Source organism: Enterobacter sp. BWH52 (assembly GCF_001037565.1).
In the GTDB taxonomy this organism is placed as follows: Bacteria; Pseudomonadota; Gammaproteobacteria; order Enterobacterales; family Enterobacteriaceae; genus Enterobacter; species Enterobacter hormaechei_C.
In genome coordinates this window covers 1,002,062-1,023,347 of sequence record NZ_KQ089854.1, presented here as the reverse complement: position 1 = coordinate 1,023,347, position 21,286 = coordinate 1,002,062, and the positions used below count along the sequence as shown (strand labels likewise).

20 protein-coding genes and 1 other annotated feature are annotated in these 21,286 nt (G+C 57.5%); of the genes, 9 read left to right on the top strand and 11 right to left on the bottom strand.

Going from position 1 to position 21,286, the window contains the following annotated elements:
* Nucleotides 1–68 precede the first annotated feature (68 nt).
* Complete coding sequence (locus SK47_RS04795) at nt 69–983, top strand: SPFH domain-containing protein (RefSeq protein WP_003858941.1); 915 nt, start codon at nt 69–71, stop codon at nt 981–983.
* On the top strand, nt 980–1,432 hold the full coding sequence (locus SK47_RS04790; protein WP_022650512.1) for an NfeD family protein: 453 nt from the start codon (nt 980–982) through the stop codon (nt 1,430–1,432). Before SK47_RS04795 ends, SK47_RS04790 begins: the two co-directional genes overlap by 4 nt.
* Here SK47_RS04790 and cueR read toward each other — a convergent pair.
* Nucleotides 1,429–1,839, bottom strand: a complete 411-nt coding sequence (gene cueR / locus SK47_RS04785) for a Cu(I)-responsive transcriptional regulator (protein ID WP_017383222.1) — start codon at nt 1,837–1,839, stop codon at nt 1,429–1,431. The two genes, SK47_RS04790 and cueR, sit on opposite strands and share 4 nt — an antisense overlap.
* A gap of 108 nt (nt 1,840–1,947) precedes the next feature.
* Between cueR and copA the strand changes: the two genes are divergently transcribed.
* From copA to ybaK, 3 genes are all read left to right on the top strand, one after another.
* Nucleotides 1,948–4,446 (top strand): copper-exporting P-type ATPase CopA, encoded by a 2,499-nt coding sequence (gene copA / locus SK47_RS04780; protein ID WP_003858946.1) that lies wholly within the window; start codon nt 1,948–1,950, stop codon nt 4,444–4,446.
* Nucleotides 4,447–4,496: 50 nt separating this feature from the next.
* Nucleotides 4,497–5,291 (top strand): TraB/GumN family protein, encoded by a 795-nt coding sequence (locus SK47_RS04775; protein WP_048243554.1) that lies wholly within the window; start codon nt 4,497–4,499, stop codon nt 5,289–5,291.
* 198 nt (nt 5,292–5,489) lie between these two features.
* Nucleotides 5,490–5,969 (top strand): Cys-tRNA(Pro)/Cys-tRNA(Cys) deacylase YbaK, encoded by a 480-nt coding sequence (ybaK, locus tag SK47_RS04770; protein WP_021241623.1) that lies wholly within the window; start codon nt 5,490–5,492, stop codon nt 5,967–5,969.
* Between the two features lie 120 nt (nt 5,970–6,089).
* On the opposite strand, the gene ushA is transcribed toward ybaK, so the two are convergent.
* On the bottom strand, nt 6,090–7,742 hold the full coding sequence (gene ushA / locus SK47_RS04765) for a bifunctional UDP-sugar hydrolase/5'-nucleotidase UshA (RefSeq protein WP_022650509.1): 1,653 nt from the start codon (nt 7,740–7,742) through the stop codon (nt 6,090–6,092).
* 164 nt (nt 7,743–7,906) lie between these two features.
* Here ushA and SK47_RS04760 point away from each other — a divergent pair, with 164 nt between their 5' ends.
* Together SK47_RS04760 and ybaL are read left to right on the top strand one after the other, a co-directional pair.
* Nucleotides 7,907–9,127, top strand: a complete 1,221-nt coding sequence (locus SK47_RS04760; RefSeq protein WP_048243552.1) for an MFS transporter — start codon at nt 7,907–7,909, stop codon at nt 9,125–9,127.
* A 232-nt stretch (nt 9,128–9,359) separates the two neighbouring features.
* Nucleotides 9,360–11,036: a YbaL family putative K(+) efflux transporter gene (gene ybaL, locus SK47_RS04755; protein ID WP_022650507.1), complete on the top strand. Its 1,677-nt coding sequence runs from the start codon at nt 9,360–9,362 to the stop codon at nt 11,034–11,036.
* Nucleotides 11,037–11,129: 93 nt separating this feature from the next.
* Here ybaL and SK47_RS04750 read toward each other — a convergent pair whose 3' ends face one another.
* The 9 genes from SK47_RS04750 to SK47_RS04710 form a co-directional block, all read right to left on the bottom strand.
* The gene (locus tag SK47_RS04750) at nt 11,130–12,434 is read right to left on the bottom strand and encodes an inosine/guanosine kinase (RefSeq protein ID WP_022650506.1); all 1,305 of its coding nucleotides are present in this window, start codon (nt 12,432–12,434) and stop codon (nt 11,130–11,132) included.
* A 62-nt stretch (nt 12,435–12,496) separates the two neighbouring features.
* A complete protein-coding gene (gene hemH, locus SK47_RS04745) occupies nt 12,497–13,459 on the bottom strand; it encodes a ferrochelatase (RefSeq protein ID WP_003858963.1) in 963 nt (320 codons plus the stop codon).
* Between the two features lie 124 nt (nt 13,460–13,583).
* A complete protein-coding gene (adk, locus tag SK47_RS04740) occupies nt 13,584–14,228 on the bottom strand; it encodes an adenylate kinase (protein ID WP_006809841.1) in 645 nt (214 codons plus the stop codon).
* Nucleotides 14,229–14,445: 217 nt separating this feature from the next.
* Nucleotides 14,446–16,320 carry a molecular chaperone HtpG gene (gene htpG / locus SK47_RS04735; protein ID WP_048243551.1) on the bottom strand — a complete coding sequence of 625 codons (1,875 nt, stop codon included), beginning with the start codon at nt 16,318–16,320 and terminating at the stop codon, nt 14,446–14,448.
* 110 nt (nt 16,321–16,430) lie between these two features.
* Nucleotides 16,431–17,036 (bottom strand): recombination mediator RecR, encoded by a 606-nt coding sequence (gene recR, locus SK47_RS04730; protein WP_006809843.1) that lies wholly within the window; start codon nt 17,034–17,036, stop codon nt 16,431–16,433.
* Nucleotides 17,036–17,368, bottom strand: a complete 333-nt coding sequence (locus tag SK47_RS04725; RefSeq protein ID WP_003858972.1) for a YbaB/EbfC family nucleoid-associated protein — start codon at nt 17,366–17,368, stop codon at nt 17,036–17,038. Before SK47_RS04725 ends, recR begins: the two co-directional genes overlap by 1 nt.
* 53 nt (nt 17,369–17,421) lie before the next feature.
* On the bottom strand, nt 17,422–19,350 hold the full coding sequence (gene dnaX / locus SK47_RS04720) for a DNA polymerase III subunit gamma/tau (protein ID WP_047654112.1): 1,929 nt from the start codon (nt 19,348–19,350) through the stop codon (nt 17,422–17,424).
* Nucleotides 18,028–18,092, bottom strand: a sequence feature (DnaX frameshifting element). (Overlaps the previous gene by 65 nt.)
* Nucleotides 19,351–19,438: 88 nt before the next feature.
* Nucleotides 19,439–19,990 carry an adenine phosphoribosyltransferase gene (apt, locus tag SK47_RS04715; protein ID WP_000127359.1) on the bottom strand — a complete coding sequence of 184 codons (552 nt, stop codon included), beginning with the start codon at nt 19,988–19,990 and terminating at the stop codon, nt 19,439–19,441.
* Between the two features lie 151 nt (nt 19,991–20,141).
* Entirely contained in the window at nt 20,142–20,519 is a 378-nt protein-coding gene (locus tag SK47_RS04710) for a DUF454 family protein (protein ID WP_015571246.1), read from the bottom strand.
* Nucleotides 20,520–20,569: 50 nt separating this feature from the next.
* Between SK47_RS04710 and priC the strand changes: the two genes are divergently transcribed.
* Nucleotides 20,570–21,097: a primosomal replication protein N'' gene (gene priC / locus SK47_RS04705; protein ID WP_045346373.1), complete on the top strand. Its 528-nt coding sequence runs from the start codon at nt 20,570–20,572 to the stop codon at nt 21,095–21,097.
* 12 nt (nt 21,098–21,109) lie between these two features.
* Nucleotides 21,110–21,286: a pleiotropic regulatory protein RsmS gene (rsmS, locus tag SK47_RS04700; RefSeq protein WP_023315540.1), complete on the top strand. Its 177-nt coding sequence runs from the start codon at nt 21,110–21,112 to the stop codon at nt 21,284–21,286.

Genomic DNA, 21,286 nt, shown 5'->3' with positions numbered 1-21,286 from the left:
TAGCCGATATACTTACGTTCAACAAATACGCAGTTTTCTCGTTACGGCATGCAAAACAGGAGGTTTTTATGCTCATCGTTGTTCCTGTCCTTATTTTCGTTGCGCTGGTTATCGTGGGCGCAGGCGTCAAAATTGTCCCGCAGGGTTACCAGTGGACCGTCGAACGCTTCGGTCGCTACACCAATACCCTTCAGCCGGGTTTAAGCCTGATCGTCCCGTTCATGGACAGAATTGGGCGCAAGATCAACATGATGGAGCAGGTGCTGGATATCCCTTCTCAGGAAGTCATCTCCAAGGATAACGCCAACGTCACCATCGATGCGGTGTGCTTTATTCAGGTGATTGATGCGCCAAAAGCGGCCTATGAGGTGAGCAACCTGGAGCTGGCGATCGTCAACCTGACCATGACCAACATCCGTACCGTGCTTGGCTCGATGGAGCTGGATGAAATGCTCTCCCAGCGCGACAGCATTAATACCCGCCTGCTGCACATTGTGGATGAAGCCACCAATCCGTGGGGGATCAAAGTGACACGCATTGAGATCCGCGACGTGCGCCCACCGGCAGAGCTGATTGCTTCCATGAACGCGCAGATGAAGGCCGAGCGTACCAAGCGTGCCTATATTCTTGAAGCCGAAGGGGTGCGTCAGGCTGAAATCCTGAAAGCGGAAGGGGAAAAACAGTCGCAGATCCTGAAAGCCGAGGGCGACCGTCAGTCTGCCTTCCTCCAGGCGGAAGCGCGTGAACGTTCGGCAGAAGCGGAAGCCCGCGCGACGCAAATGGTCTCCGAGGCGATTGCCGCCGGGGATATCCAGGCCGTGAACTACTTCGTCGCACAAAAATATACCGATGCGCTGAAGGAGATCGGCTCCGCGAACAACAGCAAAGTGGTAATGATGCCGCTGGATGCCAGCAGCCTGATGGGGTCTATCGCCGGAATTGCCGAACTGATCAAAGACGGCGGAAACGAGCGTAAAAAATGATTGAGCTCATCGTTGCACATCCTCATGCGTTCTGGCTAAGCCTTGGCGGACTGCTGCTGGCCGCCGAGATGCTTGGCGGCAACGGTTATCTGCTGTGGAGCGGGGTTGCCGCGGTGATTACCGGGCTGGTCGTCTGGCTGCTGCCTGTCGGCTGGGAGTGGCAGGGCGCGCTGTTTGCCGTGCTGACGCTGCTGGCCGCCTGGCTGTGGTGGCGCTGGCTGAACAAACGGGTGAAGGCGCAGAAGCCGGTCGACGCGCATCTCAACCAGCGTGGGCAGCAGATCGTGGGTAAACGCTTTACGCTTGATAACACGCTAATAAACGGACGCGGTCATATGCGCGTGGGGGACAGTTCGTGGCCGGTGGTGGCCGATGATGACCTCAGCGCCGGCACGCGGGTTGAGGTCATCGCGGTGGAAGGTATTACCCTGCGGGTTAAAGCCTGTTAGGCGTGGGTTTTACGGTGGCAGCAGCCGGAAAGATTGTCGATAATCGGGCACTCGGCGCTGTCATCTCCCGGGCAGGATTCTGCCAGCTGTAACAGTTGCTCACGCATCGCCTGTAATTCGATGATATGGCGTTCGATCTCCGCCACTTTTTCCAGCGTACGTTTTTTCACGTCGGCACTGTGGCGTTTCGGATCGTTAAACAGGTTAACCAGCTCGCCGCACTCCTCAAGGTTAAATCCTACCTGTCTTGCCTGGCGCAGTAACGTCAGTTCATCAAGATGCAGCTGCGTATAGCTGCGGTAGCCGTTCTCACTGCGCAACGGTGGCGTCACCAGCCCTTTTTCCTCATAAAAGCGAATCGCTTTGCTGGTTAAACCGGTTTTTTTCGCAACATCGCTGATATTCACATTTCCCCCTTGACCTTCCCCTTGATGGAAGGTTTAACCTTCATAACAGTTAGCGAAAAGCAGAGTGAAGGTCAACAATTGACCAGAACATTATACGGGAGTTTTGTTATGTCTCACACTATTGACCTGACACTGGACGGCCTCTCCTGCGGCCACTGTGTCAAACGCGTTAAAGAAAGCCTGGAGCAGCGTCCTGACGTGGAAAGCGCTGAGGTGACTATCGATCATGCCGCCGTGACCGGCAGCGCCAGCGCCGACGCGCTGATTGATACCATTAAACAGGCCGGTTACGGGGCGGAGTTAAGCCACCCAAAGGCTAAACCGCTGGCAGAGTCATCATCCCCGTCGGAAGCACTGACAGCGGCCACTCCTGAGCTTCCGGTAGCTGATGACATTGATGACAGCCAACAGCTGCTGATCAACGGCATGAGCTGCGCCAGCTGCGTTTCCCGGGTACAAAACGCCTTACAGGCGGTACCGGGTGTAGCACAGGCACGGGTAAACCTGGCGGAGCGTACTGCGCTGGTGATGGGCAGCGCCTCCGCCGCAGAGTTAGTGCAGGCCGTGGAGAAAGCGGGCTACGGGGCGGAGGCCATCGAAGATGATGCCGAGCGCCGCGAGCGCCAGCAGGAAACGGCTGTCGCCACCATGAAGCGCTTCCGCTGGCAGGCGATTGTCGCCCTGCTGGTCGGTATTCCGGTGATGGTGTGGGGCATGATGGGTGACAACATGATGGTCACCGCTGACAACCGCACCCTGTGGCTGGTGATTGGTCTGATTACCCTTGCGGTGATGGTGTTTGCAGGCGGGCATTTCTATACCAGCGCCTGGAAGAGCCTGAAAAACCGCACCGCGACGATGGATACCCTGGTCGCCCTCGGGACCGGCGCGGCGTGGCTCTATTCGATGAGCGTTAACGTCTGGCCGCAGTGGTTCCCGATGGAGGCGCGCCATCTCTATTATGAAGCGAGTGCGATGATTATCGGTCTGATTAACTTAGGCCATATGCTCGAAGCCCGCGCGCGTCAGCGCTCGTCGAAAGCGCTGGAAAGATTACTCGATTTAACCCCGCCGACGGCCCGCGTGGTCACGGACGACGGGGAAAAAAGCGTTCCGCTCTCAGAGGTACAGCCGGGAATGACGCTGCGCCTGACCACCGGCGACCGCGTGCCCGTCGACGGTGAAATCACCCAGGGCGATGCCTGGCTGGATGAAGCGATGCTGACCGGCGAGCCGATTCCTCAGCAGAAATCTCAGGGCGACGCCGTGCATGCCGGTACGGTCGTGCAGGACGGCAGCGTGCTGTTCCGCGCCAGCGCGGTCGGGAGCCATACCACGCTGTCACGCATCATTCGCATGGTCCGCCAGGCGCAGAGCAGTAAGCCGGAGATTGGTCAGCTTGCCGATAAAATCTCCGCCATTTTTGTGCCGGTAGTCGTCGGTATTGCCCTGCTGAGCGCGGCAATCTGGTATTTCTTCGGCCCGGCGCCGCAGATTGTCTACACCCTGGTGATCGCCACCACGGTACTGATCATCGCCTGCCCTTGTGCCCTTGGCCTGGCCACGCCGATGTCGATTATCTCTGGCGTCGGACGCGCCGCCGAATTTGGCGTACTGGTCCGTGATGCTGACGCCCTGCAACGGGCAAGCACGCTGGACACCCTTGTTTTTGATAAAACCGGCACGCTCACCGAGGGCAAACCGCAGGTGGTGGCCGTCAGTACCGTTGGCTGTACGGAGACGGATGCCCTGCGCCTGGCCGCCGCGCTGGAACAAGGCTCCAGCCACCCGCTGGCGCGCGCCATCCTGGAGAAAGCCGGTGATGCTCGTCTGCCGCAGGTAAGTAACTTCCGCACCCTGCGCGGTTTAGGGGTCAGCGGTGAAGCCGAAGGCCATACGCTGCTGCTGGGAAACCAGGCACTGCTGACTGAACACGGCGTTGATACGTCCGCGCTGGACGCTGAGCTGAACGCGCAGGCCTCTCAGGGCGCGACGCCGGTTCTGCTGGCGAGGGATGGTCAGGTGGCGGCGCTGCTGGCCGTGCGCGATCCGTTACGCCAGGACAGCGTAGATGCCTTACAGCGCCTGCACCGCGCGGGCTATCGTCTGGTGATGCTGACCGGGGACAACCCGACCACCGCTAACGCCATCGCCAAAGAAGCCGGTATTGATGAGGTGATCGCGGGCGTGCTGCCGGACGGCAAAGCGGACGCCATCAAGAACCTGCAAAGTCAGGGTCGCCAGGTGGCGATGGTGGGCGACGGCATCAACGACGCCCCGGCGCTGGCGCAGGCTGACGTAGGAATTGCGATGGGCGGCGGGAGCGATGTCGCCATTGAAACCGCGGCGATCACCCTGATGCGCCACAGCCTGATGGGCGTGGCGGACGCGCTGGCGATTTCGAAAGCCACGTTGCGCAACATGAAGCAGAACCTGCTGGGGGCGTTCGTCTATAACTCGCTCGGCATTCCGATTGCCGCCGGGATTTTGTGGCCGCTGACCGGTACCCTGCTGAACCCGGTTGTTGCGGGTGCGGCGATGGCGCTCTCGTCAATTACCGTGGTGAGCAACGCTAACCGTCTGCTGCGGTTTAAACCGAAAGATTGAACCTTGTACCCGTACGCGCTAGCATGAACCTTTACGTTTATGGAGCGCGTATGGGTCTGTTTCATCGTATAAAAACATCGTTTCGCGCCCTTTTCCCTCGCCGTTACGCCTGGCCCGGTCTGGATATCTCGCTTCCCGGCGGGCAACACCTGCACCTGGTCGGCAGTATCCATATGGGCACGCAGGGTATGTCACCTCTGCCGCCCGGTCTGATAAAGCGCCTGAAGCGCGCCGACGCGCTGGTCGTCGAGGCGGACATCTCGGGCCATGAGTCACCGTTTGCCGGGCTTGAAAGCGATCTCCCGCTGGCGGAACGTCTGAATGAGGCCCAGCTCGCGGAACTGACGCGCGTCGCCGAGGAAACCGGCGTATCGCTCTCCATGATTGACACCCTGCCGCTGTGGCAAATCGCAATGGTATTACAGGCCACGCAGGCCCAGCGTCTGGGGCTGCGGGGTGATTACGGCATTGATTACCAGCTGCTGAACGTGGCGCGGGCGCGCCGTATGCCGATCATCGAACTGGAAGGTACGGACAGCCAGATTGCGCTCCTGCGAGAGCTTCCCGACGACGGTCTGATGCTGCTGGATGATACCCTCACCCACTGGCACACCAACGCACGCCTGCTGCAGACTATGATTGGCTGGTGGCTGGATGCACCGCCCGCGGACGGCAGGCTGACGCTACCGTCGACGTTCAGTGAATCGCTGTATGATGTGCTGATGAATGCGCGTAACAAAGCCTGGCGAGAGACGCTGCATGCTCTGCCAGCGGGGGAATACGTGGTGGCGGTTGGGGCGTTACATTTATACGGCGAAGGGAATTTGCCGTCGTTGCTGAAATAAAAAAATGGCCAATATCTCTATTGGCCCGTCAAAGAGGAATTTCATCGTTTTTATTATACCGAAGTGACCTTCGGCTGAGCCGATTGTCGCTCAAAGTGACCATCACTGCCAACACTATTGCGCAAGATGGTGCTATTTTTTAGACAAACGTCAGGCGTATGCTGGCTGCATGAATTGTCTGTCGTAAGAAGGATAGCTATGACTCCCGCCGTTAAATTACTTGAAAAAAACAACATTTCTTTCCGGATCCACACCTACGATCACGATCCGAATGAAACCAACTTTGGTGATGAAGTGGTGCGTAAGCTGGGGCTGAACGCGGACCAGGTCTATAAAACGCTGCTGGTGGCGGTGAATGGCGATATGAAGCATCTCGCCGTGGCGGTGACTCCCGTGGCGGGACAGCTGGATCTGAAGAAGGTCGCCAAAGCGCTGGGGGCGAAGAAGGTGGATATGGCGGATCCGATGGTGGCGCAGCGCACCACGGGCTACCTGGTGGGCGGCATCAGCCCGCTCGGGCAGAAAAAACGCCTGCCGACGCTGATCGATGCCCCTTCACAGGAATTTGAGACCATCTATATTTCCGGCGGCAAGCGCGGGCTGGATATTGAGCTGGCCGCGGGCGATCTGGCGAAAATGCTGGACGCGAAATTTGCGGATATTGCGCGCCGGGATTGAGAAAATTGCCCGGTGGCGCTGCGAGGTAAAAGCAAAACGGTAACAGGCGTTACCGTTTTTTGTGTTCGCGCCCTCTCCCGGTGGGAGAGGGTTGGGGTGAGGGCATCAGGCCGCACCACACTACTGCCAGCTCACCTCACCTTTCGGCTCATACGCGTTCACGTCAATCGGGGAATTTTGCTGGATAAACTGCTTCAACACTTCCGCATCAATAAACCCGGTATTTACATAGCCCGGTTTGTTATCGATATGCGGATAGCCGTCGCCGCCGGTGGCGTTAAAGCTTAACGTTGCCAGGCGGTAGGTTTTCGCCGTATCAACCGGTTCGCCTTTGATTTTGAGATCGTTGAGCTTACCGTCCTTCGCGACGAAGCTGACGTTAGCAAACTGCGGATACGCCCCGGAATCTGGCTTCATCTGCGCCACGGCGGTCAGGTAGTCAATCACCTCCTTCCCGCTCATGTCCGCATAGACCACCACGTTGCCAAACGGCTGCACTTTGAGCACGTCTTTATAGGTGATGTCTCCGCCTTCGATGGAGTCACGAATACCGCCGCCGCTCATCACGGCGAAATCCGCATTCGTGCGCGCCATCTGCGCGGCCAGCACCAGACGCCCCATATTGGTCTGCACGAAGCGGACTTTGCTGCGGTCTCCTTCCAGTCGTCCGTTAAGCGTGCCAATCTTCACGTCCAGCTGCGCTTTCCCTTTGCTCTGGAACGGCGTCAGCAGAGAGAGCATCTGCTGGTTTTCAGCGATCTCTGGCGTGTAGAGTACCCGCTCGCTTTTGCCGTCCGGGTAGGTCACTTTCTTCTTCAGGTTGACCGGGATGAGCTGATAGTGCACCAGCTTCATCTCGCCGTTACGGAATTCGAAATCCGCGCGGCCAACGTATTTACCCCACTCGTGGGCCTGTACAATCCAGATCCCGTTCTGACGATCCGGCGCGCACGGCGTGCCGGGCACATAATCTACCTGCTTTTTATTCTCAGAAGCCATGCAGACCGGATCCTGCGAATGACCGCCCACAATCATCGCCAGCGAGCCCGCTGGAAGGCTGCGCGCCATCTCCACGTCGCCCGGCGCGTTAGAGCCGTGCTGACCGTTATCGTAATGCCCCATGTGGGTGGTCGCGATAATCACATCCGGTTTTTCATTCTGCTGCAACTCCTGGATCACCAGCTTCGCTTCGTCCGCCGGTTTACGGAATTCGATGTCGGTGAAAAATTCAGGGTTGCCAATTTTGGCCGTATCGTCGGTGGTTAAGCCGATGACCGCGATCTTCAGATCCTGACGCTTGAACAGCGCCCACGGTTTAAACAAGCGCTCGCCGGTGCTTTTCTGATAAATATTGGCGGAAAGGAACGGGAATTTGGACCACTTCTCCTGCTGGCGCAACACGCTCAGCGGATTATCAAATTCGTGGTTTCCGACCGCCATCGCATCGTAACCAATTAAATTCATGCCGCGGAAATCAGGCTCGGCATCCTGCAAATCAGATTCCGGTACGCCGGTATTAATATCCCCGCCCGACAGCAACAGCACGCTGCCGCCCTGGGCCGCGACCTCTTTACGAATGCCGTCCACCAGCGTTTTTTGCGCCGCCAGGCCATATTCACCGTATTCGCTGCGCCAGAAATGGCCGTGATGATCGTTAGTATGCAGAATGGTAATTTTATAGGTTTTATCTTTTTCATACGCCTGCGCGGGCAGGCTTGTTAGCCCCCATGCGGCGATGAGCGCCAGCGCGACGCCACGCTTCATTAACTTCATCTTCTCTCTCCCTGACCCATAGACAAACGCAAAAATTACAGTGACTCACAAGAATAGACAAATAAGTTTTCAGAATTGCGACTTTCTTCAAATGTCACGGACGGGTATGTTAGTCGGATAATAATTACTCCCTGCATCTCTAATAACAAATCGACGTGGTATTTATGGCAATCAGTGAATCAACCCAGCCCGTCCAGGGCGCTCCGGCGTCGCCGCCGAAATCGCGCACTTCCTTTAAAGTATTAGGCGCAATCAGTCTCTCTCATCTGCTCAACGACATGATCCAGTCGCTGATTCTGGCGATCTACCCGCTGTTGCAGTCTGAGTTCTCATTAACCTTCGTGCAGATCGGAATGATCACCCTGACCTTCCAGCTGGCCTCTTCGCTGCTACAGCCGGTGGTGGGCTACTGGACGGACAAATACCCGATGCCATGGTCGCTGCCCATTGGGATGTGCTTCACCCTGAGCGGGCTAGTGCTGCTGGCCATGTCTGGCAGCTTTGAGGCGGTACTGGTTGCCGCGGCGCTGGTGGGAACCGGTTCATCGGTGTTCCATCCGGAATCGTCCCGCGTGGCGCGTATGGCCTCCGGCGGACGCCACGGGCTGGCGCAGTCTCTGTTCCAGGTGGGGGGGAACTTTGGTAGCTCCCTCGGTCCTCTGCTGGCGGCGGTGATTATCGCGCCCTACGGTAAAGGCAACGTGGCGTGGTTTGTGCTGGCCGCGCTGCTGGCGATTGTCGTCCTGGCGCAAATCAGCCGCTGGTATGCCGCGCAGCATCGCGTAAATAAGGGAAAACCTGCCGCGAAGATAACCAACCCCCTTCCGCGCAATAAGGTGATCCTTGCCGTCAGCGTGCTGCTGGTGCTGATTTTCTCGAAATATTTTTATATGGCGAGCATCAGCAGCTATTACACCTTCTATCTGATGCAAAAATTCGGATTATCGGTACAAAACGCCCAGTTCCATCTCTTCGCCTTCCTGTTTGCGGTGGCGGCAGGCACGGTGATTGGCGGCCCTGTGGGGGATAAAATCGGACGTAAGTATGTGATTTGGGGCTCTATCCTCGGCGTTGCGCCGTTTACGCTTGTTTTACCGTACGCAACGCTGGAATGGACCGGAATATTGACGGTGATTATTGGTTTTATTCTCGCGTCGGCGTTTTCAGCCATTCTGGTCTATGCGCAGGAACTGCTGCCGGGACGTATCGGTATGGTTTCCGGCCTCTTTTTCGGTTTTGCCTTTGGCATGGGCGGCCTTGGCGCAGCCGTGTTAGGGATGGTTGCAGACCACACCAGCATCTTCCTGGTCTATAAAATCTGCGCTTTCCTGCCACTTCTGGGGATGTTGACCATATTCCTGCCTGACAACCGCCATAAAGCGTAACTTCACGGCTGCCAAAGTTAAACTTTGGCAGCCGGATAACCTGATGTCATAAGGCTTTCCTCTCCCTCCCCTCAGCAAATTTATCAAAATCTGCCTTTTTTCATGCTTATTGCCTTTTTATTGTGTTTTCAACAATTATTCATAAACATAAGCGTAAAAATTGTCATAAACTATTAATCGGCTTTTTGGTATTTGCACCAAAAATGGATCACCCATCGCAAAAGGAGACGGAATGCACCACGCCACACCGCTTATCACCACCATTGTTGGTGGACTTGTGCTCGCTTTTATTCTCGGCATGATTGCCAATAAACTGCGTATTTCGCCCCTGGTAGGCTATTTGCTGGCGGGCGTGCTGGCAGGGCCCTTTACGCCGGGTTTTGTCGCAGATACCAAACTGGCGCCTGAGCTGGCGGAATTAGGCGTGATCCTGCTGATGTTTGGCGTCGGGCTGCATTTTTCCCTGAAGGATCTGATGGCGGTAAAGTCGATCGCCATACCGGGAGCGATCGCCCAGATAGGGGTGGCGACGCTGCTGGGCATGGCGCTTTCGGCGGTGCTGGGCTGGTCAATCATGACCGGTATCGTATTTGGGCTGTGTCTTTCAACCGCCAGTACCGTGGTGCTGCTGCGCGCGCTTGAAGAGAGGCAGCTGATAGACAGCCAGCGCGGGCAAATCGCGATAGGCTGGCTGATTGTTGAAGATCTGGTAATGGTGTTGACGCTGGTTCTGCTGCCCGCCGTCGCCGGGATGATGGAAAAAGAGAATATCGGCTTCGCCTCGCTGGCACTAGATATGAGCATTACCATCGGTAAGGTTGTGGCGTTTATCGCCATCATGATGCTGGTGGGCCGCCGTCTGGTGCCGTGGATCATGTCCCGCAGCGCCGCCACGGGCTCGCGTGAACTGTTCACGCTTTCAGTCCTTGCGCTGGCGCTGGGCATTGCCTTTGGCGCCGTCGAGCTGTTTGACGTCTCCTTTGCGCTGGGCGCGTTCTTCGCCGGGATGGTGCTGAACGAGTCCGAGCTGAGCCACCGCGCCGCGCACGATACCCTGCCGCTACGTGATGCATTCGCGGTGCTGTTCTTCGTCTCCGTCGGGATGCTGTTCGACCCGTTGATCCTCATCCAGCAGCCGCTGGCCGTGCTGGGTACGCTGGCAATCATCATCTTTGGTAAGTCCGTTGCCGCCTTCTTCCTGGTGCGGATGTTCGGTCACTCGCCGCGCACGGCGCTGACCATCGCCGCCAGCCTGGCGCAGATTGGCGAGTTCGCCTTTATTCTTGCCGGTCTGGGGATGGCCCTGAACCTGCTCCCACAGGCTGGGCAAAATCTGGTGCTGGCGGGGGCGATCCTCTCCATCATGTTGAACCCGGTATTGTTTGCCCTGCTGGAGAAATATCTCGAGAAGACCGAAACCCTCGAAGAGCTGACGCTGGAAGAGGCGACAGAAGAAGAGAAACAGATCCCGGTGGATATCTGCAACCACGCGCTGCTGGTCGGTTTTGGCCGCGTCGGCAGCCTGCTGGGTGAAAAACTGATGGCTCAGGGCATTCCACTTGTAGTGATTGAAACGTCACGCACCCGCGTCGACGAACTTCGCGAGCGTGGCATCCGCGCGGTGCTGGGCAACGCGGCTAACGAAGAGATTATGAATCTGGCGCATCTGGACTGCGCTCGCTGGCTGCTGCTCACTATCCCGAACGGTTACGAGGCTGGCGAGATTGTCGCCACAGCCCGTGAAAAATGCCCGCATATCGAAATCATTGCCCGCGCCCATTATGATGACGAAGTGGAGTACATCACCGAGCGCGGCGCGAATCAGGTGGTGATGGGTGAGCGTGAGATTGCGAATACGATGCTGACAATGCTGACGAAACCGCCGGTTGAAGAGGCAGTAACGGGGTAAGTTTTGTGCTGCCTGATGCCCTCACCCTGACCCTCTCCCGCAGGGAGAGGGAACAAACACTAAAAACGGCAACCACAGGTTGCCGTTTTACTTTTACCTGTCCCAATACGCCTCTTCGAGGCTGTCTTCCCGTTCCGGCAGCCCCCGCGTTAAGCGCGGAGAATGCTGGTTCAGCACCTGATAACTCACGCGGTTCGCGTACTTACACACCTGCGCCAGCGAGGAATAGGTCAGCCAGTCGAAGGTATGTTTGCTGGAATTCGGCACGTTGGTTTTGTGGTAGGCGTTGGCGGTAATGTCGTGCAGCAGCGCGGCCAGCGCGCCGTCGCCCGCGCCGTTAGTGTTCATGATCTTCTCAGGGCCACCCATATACGGTGCGATGTGAGAGAAGATACGCAGCGGGTTGATGCAGTCTTTATGACGCATAGCGCGGCTGAACTCATACTGGTTAAATTCGGCGATTGCGCCCGGCAGCAGCGGGTGCTGGGTTTTACGCTTGCTCTCTTCTTCCGTGAAGCCCGCCATGTACAGCCCGACCGGCCCGGCGGTGCAGAGCACCAGGTCCACCCAGTCCAGCGCCTTATCAGACGCTAGCAGCGGATCGCTTTCGCCGGTCAGCGCTTCGGCTTCTTCTTCATTCATCGCCAGAATCGAGACGTGTTCTTTCAGGAAGGCCTGCCACCACTCCGGGTTGTCGGCAATGACGAATTTGGTGCCCAGCGTCAGAACCACAGGCACGTTGTATTTCTTCGCGTACTCAATTGCCTTCATGGTTGCGTCCGGCATTGGTTCGCCCGGCTTGCAGCGCACCAGATAGGAGGTCAGTACCAGCGCAGACGCGCCCGCGATCACCTCTTCCGGGATACTTTCAGCGCGCAGCTTATTCATATGGCCGGGGCTGATGGCAAAGGTACGCTCGCCGGAATCGCTTATCAGCGTAAAGCAGCGGCCAATCGGCCCGTCAACGCCCTGTAAATAGTTCAGATCGGTGCGGCTGGAGGTATTGCACAGGTAGCGGTAGGCGTAGCCACCGATTTCGATATTGCTGCACATCACGCCAAGCAGCACCGAGCGGTCGTCTGCCAGTACGGAGTAGTTGTGCATGGTGTTGCCGATAGTGCCGCCGGCAAACTGGTGGGTGATAAGATTTTCGCGCACCAGCTCCTGATACAGCGCTTCAGCAACGTCATCCTCAATCACCAGCGAGTGCCCGGCGCTCAGACCGTAACGTGCGACAAACGCATCATCCACTTTGGCTTCAATGTCCACCAGCGTCTGATCGATACCGACCACCCAGGCAGCGCTGGTTTCGCTTTCCTGCTGAATTTGCTGTAACAGCGGATCGCGGGCATCGACGGGGAAATAGTGTTTGGACTTACGTTTACCGGGAAATTTCATGGTCTGAACTGTGCAAAGAATACGGGCCGGGAATGGTAGCACAAACCCGGCCCGTAACGCGATCAGCGGCGGGTGGTGACCAGTGACACCATCATGTCGATGTGTTCAGGGGAGTCGTTAAGCGCAGGAATATATTCGTATTTCGTTCCGCCCGCCTCCATAAAGAACTCTTTGTTCTGGACGGCAATTTCTTCCAGCGTTTCCAGACAGTCCGCCGAGAAGCCCGGCGACATCACCTGAATGTGCTTCACGCCCTTCTCGCCCAGCATTTTTAGCGTTTCATCAGTATACGGGGTCAGCCAAGGTTCACGGCCGAAGCGCGACTGGAAGGTCATCATCACCTTCTCAGGCGGCAGGCCGAGGGCGGAGACCAGCTCGCGGGTGGTATCGCGGCAACGCTGGGGGTAATCGTCCCCTTCGTTCGCGAAACGCTGCGGAATACCGTGATAGGAGAGCAGCAGCAGATCCGGCTCGCCGTGTTTTTCAAACGACGCGCGCACGCTGCTGGCAAGCGCCTGAATGTACAGCTCGTTATCGGCGTAGTCGCGGATAAAGGTGATACCCGGTATACGGCGGCGGGTCGCCAGAATGCGCCCCAGTTCGTCCCAGACGGCAGCTACCGTGGAGCACGAATACTGCGGATATAGAGCCAGCACCACAATGTGTTCAACGCCCTGCGCCAGCAGAGAGTCAACGGCGCTTTCCAGGGACGGCTTACCGTAGCTCATGCCGAGCGCAACGGGCATGTCCGGCAGGCGGGCGGCCAGCGCCTTCTCCTGACGACGGCTGTACACCATCAGCGGCGAGCCCTCTTCCATCCACACGGACTGATAGAGCTTTGCCACACGCGGGGAACGAATCGGCAGAATGACGCCACGCAGCAGTGGCCACCACAGCAGTCTTGGGGTATCCACGACGCGCGTGTCGCTTAAAAATTGTCGCAGGTAGCGTTTTACCGCCGCTGGAGTAGGTGCTTCTGGGGTGCCCAGATTGGCAAGCAGGATGCCGGTTTTCGCCTGACTCATTCACGCCTCTTAACCATTTGATAGGCTGTCAATTGTAGCGGAAATGCGTTTAAACGAAACCCATTGCTGCAATAGGTAAGATGAGAATTTTTCTCACCCGGGGCTCCGGGTGAGAGAGGTGCGCTTAGCCGAGAATTTTTTCCAGCTCTGCACGTACGTCAGCCACGGCTTTGGTGCCGTCCACTTTCGCGTATTTGGTGTTACCCGCCTGCGCTTCTTTGGTGTAGTAGCCGATCAGCGGTGCGGTCATCTGATGGTATTCCACCAGGCGTTTACGCACGGTTTCTTCCTGATCGTCTTTACGGGTGGTCAGCTCTTCGCCGGTCACGTCGTCTTTGCCTTCAACCTTAGGTGGGTTGAATTTAATGTGGTAAACGCGGCCAGAAGCAGCGTGTACGCGACGGCCAACGATACGGTCAACGATCAGCTCGTCCGGTACGTCGAACTCCAGCACGTAATCCACGTTGATGCCCGCTTCTTTCATGGCGTCAGCCTGAGGAATGGTGCGCGGGAAGCCGTCCAGCAGGAAACCATTGCGGCAGTCTTCCTGAGCAATGCGCTCTTTTACCAGCGCGATAACCAGTTCGTCGGTCACCAGCTTGCCTGCGTCCATGATGTCTTTAGCTTGTTTGCCCAGCTCGGAGCCAGATTTAACAGCGGCACGCAGCATGTCACCAGTAGAGATTTGCGGAATACCGTATTTCTCCATGATGAACTGAGCCTGAGTTCCCTTACCCGCGCCCGGAGCGCCAAGCAGAATAATACGCATTGCGAAAATCCCCTCAAATGTCGATTCAATTTTTCAAAAGCGCTAAACAATACCACCAGAACGGGTATCGCTCAAGGAAGGCGGGGAGGCTGAAACGGTTAATGAGGGGAGATAATTTGGGAGAGTGCGGTCTGGTGCCCTCACCCTAACCCTCTCCCACAGGGAGAGGGAACTCTTTCACCCTCTCCCTGTGGGAGAGGGTCGGGGTGAGGGAAGATTACGCCAGCAGCAGCGCATTCACACGTTTAATGAACAGGTTAGGATCTTCCAGCGTACCGCGCTCGGCCAGCAGGGACTGATCCAGCAGCAGTTCAACCCACTCCGCAAAGCGGGCGTCGTCCTGGGTATCCGCCGCGCGTTTCACCAGCGGGTGATCCGGATTAAGCTCAAAGATATATTTCACTTCCGGCACGGCCTGGCCCGCCGCAGCGAACAGCTTCGCCATCTGGGTGCTCATTTCGTCCGCATCGGTGGTGACAATGGCAGGCGTATCGGTCAGACGGTGCGTGAAGCGCACCTCTTTCACGCGGTCACCCAGCAGGGTTTTCACGCGCTCAATGAACGGCTCCAGCGCCTTCTCGGCTTCTTTCGCGCTTTCGTCCACTTCATCTGCCAGCTTGTCGATGGACTCGTCAGCTTTGGCAACGGACTGGAACGCCTTACCGTCGAACTCGGTCAGGTAGTTCATCATCCATTCGTCGATGCGGTCAGACAGCAGCAGCACTTCGATGCCTTTTTTACGCAGCAGCTCCAGGTGCGGGCTGCTGTTCGCTGCCGCATAGCTGTCGGCGGTGATGTAGTAGATCTTCTCCTGCCCTTCTTTCATGCGGGAGACGTACTTTTCCAGCGACACGGTCTGGGCGGAGGAGTCGTTGTGCGTAGAGGCGAAGCGCAGCAGTTTAGCGATAGCTTCCACATTCGCGGTGTCTTCCGCCGGACCTTCTTTCAGCACCAGGCCAAACTGTTTCCAGAAGGTCTGGTATTTTTCCGCATCGTCCTTCGCCAGTTTTTCCAGCATCTGCAACGCACGTTTGGTCAGGGCGTTACGCAGGTTACGGGTGACGGTGCTGTCCTGAAGGATTTCACGCGAGACGTTCAGCGGCAGGTCGTTGGAATCAATCAGGCCGCGCACAAAGCGCAGATAGTTCGGCATGAACTGCTCGGCGTCGTCCATGATGAACACGCGCTGCACGTACAGCTTCAGGCCATGCTTGTGATCGCGGTTCCACATGTCCCACGGCGCCTGTGCCGGGATGTACAGCAGGCTGGTGTACTCCTGCTTACCTTCCACACGGTTGTGGCTCCAGGTCAGCGGGTCGGTAAAGTCGTGGGCGATGTGCTTGTAGAATTCGTTGTACTCGTCGTCTTTAATTTCAGATTTGTTACGCGTCCACAGCGCCTGCGCCTTGTTGATTTTCTCCCAGGAAACCACGGTTTCGCCGTCTTTCTCTTCCTGTTTTTCAATCTCAACCGGCAGCGCGATGTGGTCGGAATACTTGCTGATGATGGAGCGTACGCGCCAGTCGTTCAGGAAATCGTCTTCGCCTTCACGCAGGTGCAGGGTGATTTCGGTGCCGCGATCCGCTTTGGTGATGTCATCAACGGTGTACTCGCCTTCCCCTTTGGATTCCCACAACACGCCGTTCTCGGCGCTGTCGCCCGCGGCGCGGGTGCGCACGGTGACTTTGTCCGCCACGATGAACGCCGAGTAGAAGCCTACGCCGAACTGACCAATCAGCTGGCTGTCTTTCGCCTGGTCAGAGCCCATGGACTCAAGGAACGCTTTGGTGCCGGATTTGGCGATGGTCCCGAGGTGGTCGATCACCTCGTCGCGGTTCATCCCGATGCCGTTATCGGCAATCGTCAGGGTGCGGTTCTCTTTATTGAACGAGACGCGCACGCGCAGTTCGCCGTCGCCTTCATACAGATCCGGGTTAGACAGCGCGCGGAAGCGCAGCTTGTCCGCCGCATCGGAGGCGTTGGAAATCAGCTCACGCAGGAAAATTTCTTTGTTGGAATACAGGGAATGGATCATCAGGTGCAGAAGCTGTTTTACTTCTGACTGGAAACCACGGGTTTCTTGTCCTTTCATCTAAGTCGACCTCAACAATGCCATTTAATGGGGTTGTAAAACGTTGAGTGAGAGATGGGGATAAGGGGGGAAATTTTCAAGCGGAGGCCGCGCGCGCAGCCTCCGTTTGGTCAGAAAATAATCTTGTGACGTCCGGCCAGCGAGTGCGACAGCGTGGTGCCGTCGACCATCTCCAGCTCACCGCCGACCGGCACGCCGTGGGCGATGCGGCTGGCGTCAACGCCGTACTGCGCGCACAGTTCGGCGATGTAGTTGGCGGTTGCCTCCCCTTCCACCGTGGGGTTGGTGGCGAGGATCACCTCTTTGATGGTTTCCGACTCCAGGCGCTGCTCCAGACGATCGAGACCGATATCGTCCGGGCCGATGCCGTCCAGCGGGGAGAGATGCCCCATCAGCACAAAATAGCGGCCGGAAAACTGCCCGGTTTGTTCGATGGCGTAGATGTCCGCCGGACTCTCCACCACGCAAATCTGACCGTTTTCCTGACGACGCGGGTTCGTGCAGATGTTGCATACGTCCTGCTCGGTAAAGGTACGGCAATCCGCACAGTGACCAATTTCTGACATGGCGCGGGTCAGAGCCTGCGCCAGGCGCATCCCGCCGCTGCGGTCGCGCTGCAATAGCGTAAACGCCATACGCTGCGCCGACTTCGGGCCAACGCCCGGCAGGCAGCGCAGTGCTTCCATTAACTGCGTGAGCAGCGGACTGGTTTGCATCAGAATGGCATCTTAAAGCCCGGCGGCAGTTGCATACCGCTGGAAACAGAGGCCATTTTCTCTTTCTGGGTTTCGTCGATACGGCGAGCGGCATCGTTAAACGCGGCTGCAACCAGATCTTCCAGCATCTCTTTGTCGTCTTCGAGCAGGCTCGGGTCGATTTCCACGCGACGGCAGTTATGCGCACCGTTGATGGTCACCTTGACCAGACCGGCACCGGATTCACCCGTGACTTCCAGTTGAGCGATCTCTTCCTGCATCTTCTGCATTTTTTCCTGCATCTGCTGAGCCTGCTTCATCAGGCCACCCAGACCGCCTTTTCCACCAAACATAGGCTTCTCTCTTCTTTCACGTTAAGGATTACAACCGTAAGTCAGACTCACGATCAAATGGGGCGAATACTCTCTTCATCCAGATCGGCGTCGAAGAACCGGCGCAGGGTCTGGATGTTGTTATCCGCGATAATCGACTCGCGCGCCTGCGCGAGCTTCTCTTCATAAATCGCCTGTCGCCACTCGAGCGGCGTTTTCACCGCCGGATTATCATCTTCAATGATAGTCAATTCAACCGGCACACCCTGTAATGCGGTAAGCGCCTCGGCCAGCGCCTTTTGCGCGCCTGGGGAGTTGAGGTGCCGCTGGCCAGGGCGCAGGTGCAGACGCACCTGATTACCGTCCTGCTCTTTCCAGGCGTTCAGCGCGACCTGCTCAACCAGCTTCGGCAGCTGAAGTTTGCTGACCTCAGCGGCCCAGGCGTCGCGCTCGATGGACTCTTCCGCGAGCTTCGCGGACAGCTCCGGCGTTTTTTCATGCTCCAGCGCCTTTTTCAGCGCTTTTGGCGTGGCGACCACTTCCTTGACCGTTTCAACAACGGTAGTCGCCTTCCAGCGGTATGCCTCTTCTTTCGCCGGGGCTTTTTGCTCGAGCGCGGACGGTGCCGGACGCGACTGCACGCGCTCCGTTACCGAGGCCAGTCGTTCAAGCGCGGCGTTGTTCACCGGCCGCGCTCTTGCAGGCGCTGCCGGTTCACTCTTTTTTGGTTTGGTTGCTCCCTGCGCACGTTGCAACTGGCTTCGTGCGGCAAGCACCGAACTGGTGGCATCCGACAGCGGCACGTTTTGCGGCGGCGGCGATGCCGGTTGCGGTGGCACCTGCTGCGGTGACATTACCGCGGTCGGCGCAACCGGCGCAAAGGACTGCCGGGGCGTTTCCGGCTCCGGCAATGGCTTGCGCGGATGGAAGGCCAGTGCGCGCAGCATCGTCATTTCAACGCCCATCCGGCGATCCGGTGCAAACGGCAGCTCTTTGCGGCCGATCAGCAGCGTCTGATAATAAAGCTGAACGTCAGCCGGCGGCACGGTGCGCGCAAGTTCGCGCATCCGCTGCTCAATGGTCGCCATGTCCGCGCCAATGGCCGACGGGGACAGTTGCAGCATCGCCACGCGGTGTAGCAGGCTGAGCATCTCGACCAGCAGCGCTTCCCACTCAATGCCACGGGCAGCGGCGTCGTTGACGAGGGTCATTACCCGCTCACCGTTGGCGGCAATCATCGCTTCAATAAGCGACAGCGCCTGATCGTCATCCAGCGTGCCGAGCATGGTGCTGACCGCGTCGGTGGAGAGTTTACCGTCACCGCTGGCAATCGCCTGGTCGGTCAGGCTCAGCGCATCGCGCAGGCTGCCGTCCGCGGCACGGGCCAGCAGTTGCAGCGCGCGCGGTTCATGGACAATGTTCTCTTCATCGAGGATATGCTCAAGCTGAGCGCGGATCTGCTCAACGTCGAGCGCCTTCAGATGGAATTGCAGGCAGCGTGAGAGGATCGTGACCGGCAGCTTTTGCGGATCGGTGGTCGCCAGCAGGAATTTGACATGCGCAGGCGGCTCTTCCAGCGTTTTCAGCAGGGCGTTGAAGCTGTGGCGCGACAGCATGTGCACTTCATCGATCAGATAGACCTTGAAGCGGCCGCGCGCCGGGGCGTACTGCACGTTGTCGAGCAGATCGCGGGTGTCTTCCACTTTGGTGCGCGAGGCGGCGTCGATCTCAATCAGATCGACAAAACGCCCCTGCTCGATCTCACGACAGTTGTCGCACACGCCGCACGGGGTGGCGGTGATCCCGGTTTCGCAGTTCAGACCTTTTGCCAGCAGACGGGCAATAGAGGTTTTACCGACGCCGCGGGTGCCGGAAAAAAGATAGGCGTGATGGATGCGACCTAGCGACAAGCCGTTCGCCAGGGCCGTCAGCACATGTTCCTGACCGACAACGTCAGCAAAGGTTTGTGGTCGCCATTTACGGGCTAACACCTGATAACTCATGGGCAGGCTCTGCAACGCTGGAAGGTGAATTAATGGAGGGGAATGCTATCACAACCTCACCCATTGAGCGAGGTTGTGAGATATGGGATTAATGTCCCGGGAATGGCACCAGGCTGTAGCTGGTAATACCCTGTTTTTCCAGACGCTGCTCGCCGCCGAGATCGAACAGGTTGATGATGAATGCCGCGTCGGTCACTTCCCCGCCCAGACGACGGATCAGCTTCACGGTCGCTTCGATGGTGCCGCCGGTTGCCAGCAGATCGTCCACCACCAGCACTTTGTCGCCTGGCTTGATAGCATCAACGTGAATTTCCAGCTGATCGGTGCCGTATTCCAGCTCATAGCTCTCAGCAATGGTTTCACGCGGCAGTTTGCGCGGCTTACGCACCGGCACAAAACCCACGCCCATCGCCAGCGCAACCGGTGCGCCAAACAGGAAGCCACGGGCTTCAGTACCTACTACTTTGGTGATCCCGGCGTTTTTATAACGCTCAACCAGCAGTTCAATGCTGAGGGCGTACGCTTTCGGGTCTTCCAGCAAGCTGGTGACATCGCGGAAAAGAATGCCAGGTTTTGGATAGTCCTGGATACTTTTGATGCTATTTTTCAGATATTCAAGCTGCTGTGCAGTTGCGGTCATCGGTTTGTGCCTAAATGAAACAGTGTTACTCACGGCGCGCGACGAGTCGGTCAAAGTAACAGTTGTTTAACCTTTGACCAGGCGCACCTGTGCTCGAAAACGGTCGAATTTACTGGCTGTGCGCCATAATTGCAACCGCCATGATGAGGCTTCAGTGCTTTTGTTGCTTTTCATCAACCACGGGGATCCGCCACATAAAGATCAGCAGGCAAACCAGGATCGCCAGCAGCAGAATGCGCACCCACATCATTTTCACCAGCCATAACGAGACGGCGAAGGTGATCAGGATGAAGGCAATGGCGCGCGGCTTGGCCCCGGGCGGCATAGCCCGGTGTTTTTGCCAGTGCCGCAGGTAGCCGCCGAACCACGAGCGGTACAGAAGCCAGTGGTGAAAACGCGGCGACGAGCGGGCGAAGCACCAGGCGGCCAACAGGATAAACGGGGTGGTCGGCAGCAAGGGCAAAACCACACCCAGCGTACCCAGCACTACCGCGAGCCAGCCAATGATGATTAAAATAGTACGCTGCATAATGCGAATCGTTATCAAACTGAACGGCTACTTTACCACTGGAGAGCGCCTTGAAAACAGCACTGCTTCTTGAGAGGCTGCAAAATCAGCTGATCGCGCTGCGGGCGCAGGCCACACCGCTGATGGGCCACGCCACGCTGAAACCGCGCTTTGACCGGCAGCTCTTCCGCACCCGCAGCACCGTCATTCAGGATTATCTTGCTGAAGCGCAGACCAACCTCGACGAGCTTCGCCACGCGGTTGAGAGTGAACAGCAGGAACAGGTCGCGTGGCTTGCGGAGCATCTTACCGAGCAGATCACCGCCCTGCACCGGGAAATCGCCGCCTGGCCGCTACGGGCGTGGGACAGCGCCTCGCCGGGACTGGGAAAATGGCAGCGCAAGCGGCTGGAGAACCAGGAGTTTGAGCGCCGTCTGTTTGAGATGAAGCGTGAGCGCGAAGCCCGCCTGAACATCAGCGAAACGCTGGAAGAGCAGCAGTTATTAATGCGTGAAATCAGCGCGCTGGAAGGCCGCATCGTCCGCTGCCGTCAGGCGCTGGATGAGATTGAACGCGTCATTGAACGCCTGACCCGTTAACAGGAGCCGCTGATGTCACTGGAAAATGCCCCCGATGAGGTCAAACTGGCCGTCGATTTAATTATGCTGCTGGAGAATCATGCGATCCCGGCTGAGACGGTGCTGAAAGCGCTGGAGATTGTGCGGCGGGATTTTGAGGGGAAACTTCCCCCTCACCCTGCCCTCTCCCCAGTGGGGAGAGGGAAATAA

Excerpts from the sequence above, each read along its gene's own strand:
- htpG (WP_048243551.1), bottom strand. The coding sequence starts at position 16,320 with ATGAAAGGACAAGAAACCCGTGGTTTCCAGTCAGAAGTAAAACAGCTT.
- SK47_RS04710 (WP_015571246.1), bottom strand. The coding sequence starts at position 20,519 with ATGCAGCGTACTATTTTAATCATCATTGGCTGGCTCGCGGTAGTGCTG.
- SK47_RS04750 (WP_022650506.1), bottom strand. The coding sequence starts at position 12,434 with ATGAAATTTCCCGGTAAACGTAAGTCCAAACACTATTTCCCCGTCGAT.
- ushA (WP_022650509.1), bottom strand. The coding sequence starts at position 7,742 with ATGAAGTTAATGAAGCGTGGCGTCGCGCTGGCGCTCATCGCCGCATGG.
- SK47_RS04775 (WP_048243554.1), top strand. The coding sequence starts at position 4,497 with ATGGGTCTGTTTCATCGTATAAAAACATCGTTTCGCGCCCTTTTCCCT.
- SK47_RS04795 (WP_003858941.1), top strand. The coding sequence starts at position 69 with ATGCTCATCGTTGTTCCTGTCCTTATTTTCGTTGCGCTGGTTATCGTG.
- copA (WP_003858946.1), top strand. The coding sequence starts at position 1,948 with ATGTCTCACACTATTGACCTGACACTGGACGGCCTCTCCTGCGGCCAC.
- ybaK (WP_021241623.1), top strand. The coding sequence starts at position 5,490 with ATGACTCCCGCCGTTAAATTACTTGAAAAAAACAACATTTCTTTCCGG.
- rsmS (WP_023315540.1), top strand. The coding sequence starts at position 21,110 with ATGTCACTGGAAAATGCCCCCGATGAGGTCAAACTGGCCGTCGATTTA.
- adk (WP_006809841.1), bottom strand. The coding sequence starts at position 14,228 with ATGCGTATTATTCTGCTTGGCGCTCCGGGCGCGGGTAAGGGAACTCAG.
- apt (WP_000127359.1), bottom strand. The coding sequence starts at position 19,990 with ATGACCGCAACTGCACAGCAGCTTGAATATCTGAAAAATAGCATCAAA.
- recR (WP_006809843.1), bottom strand. The coding sequence starts at position 17,036 with ATGCAAACCAGTCCGCTGCTCACGCAGTTAATGGAAGCACTGCGCTGC.
- hemH (WP_003858963.1), bottom strand. The coding sequence starts at position 13,459 with ATGAGTCAGGCGAAAACCGGCATCCTGCTTGCCAATCTGGGCACCCCA.
- SK47_RS04760 (WP_048243552.1), top strand. The coding sequence starts at position 7,907 with ATGGCAATCAGTGAATCAACCCAGCCCGTCCAGGGCGCTCCGGCGTCG.
- dnaX (WP_047654112.1), bottom strand. The coding sequence starts at position 19,350 with ATGAGTTATCAGGTGTTAGCCCGTAAATGGCGACCACAAACCTTTGCT.
- ybaL (WP_022650507.1), top strand. The coding sequence starts at position 9,360 with ATGCACCACGCCACACCGCTTATCACCACCATTGTTGGTGGACTTGTG.
- SK47_RS04790 (WP_022650512.1), top strand. The coding sequence starts at position 980 with ATGATTGAGCTCATCGTTGCACATCCTCATGCGTTCTGGCTAAGCCTT.
- SK47_RS04725 (WP_003858972.1), bottom strand. The coding sequence starts at position 17,368 with ATGTTTGGTGGAAAAGGCGGTCTGGGTGGCCTGATGAAGCAGGCTCAG.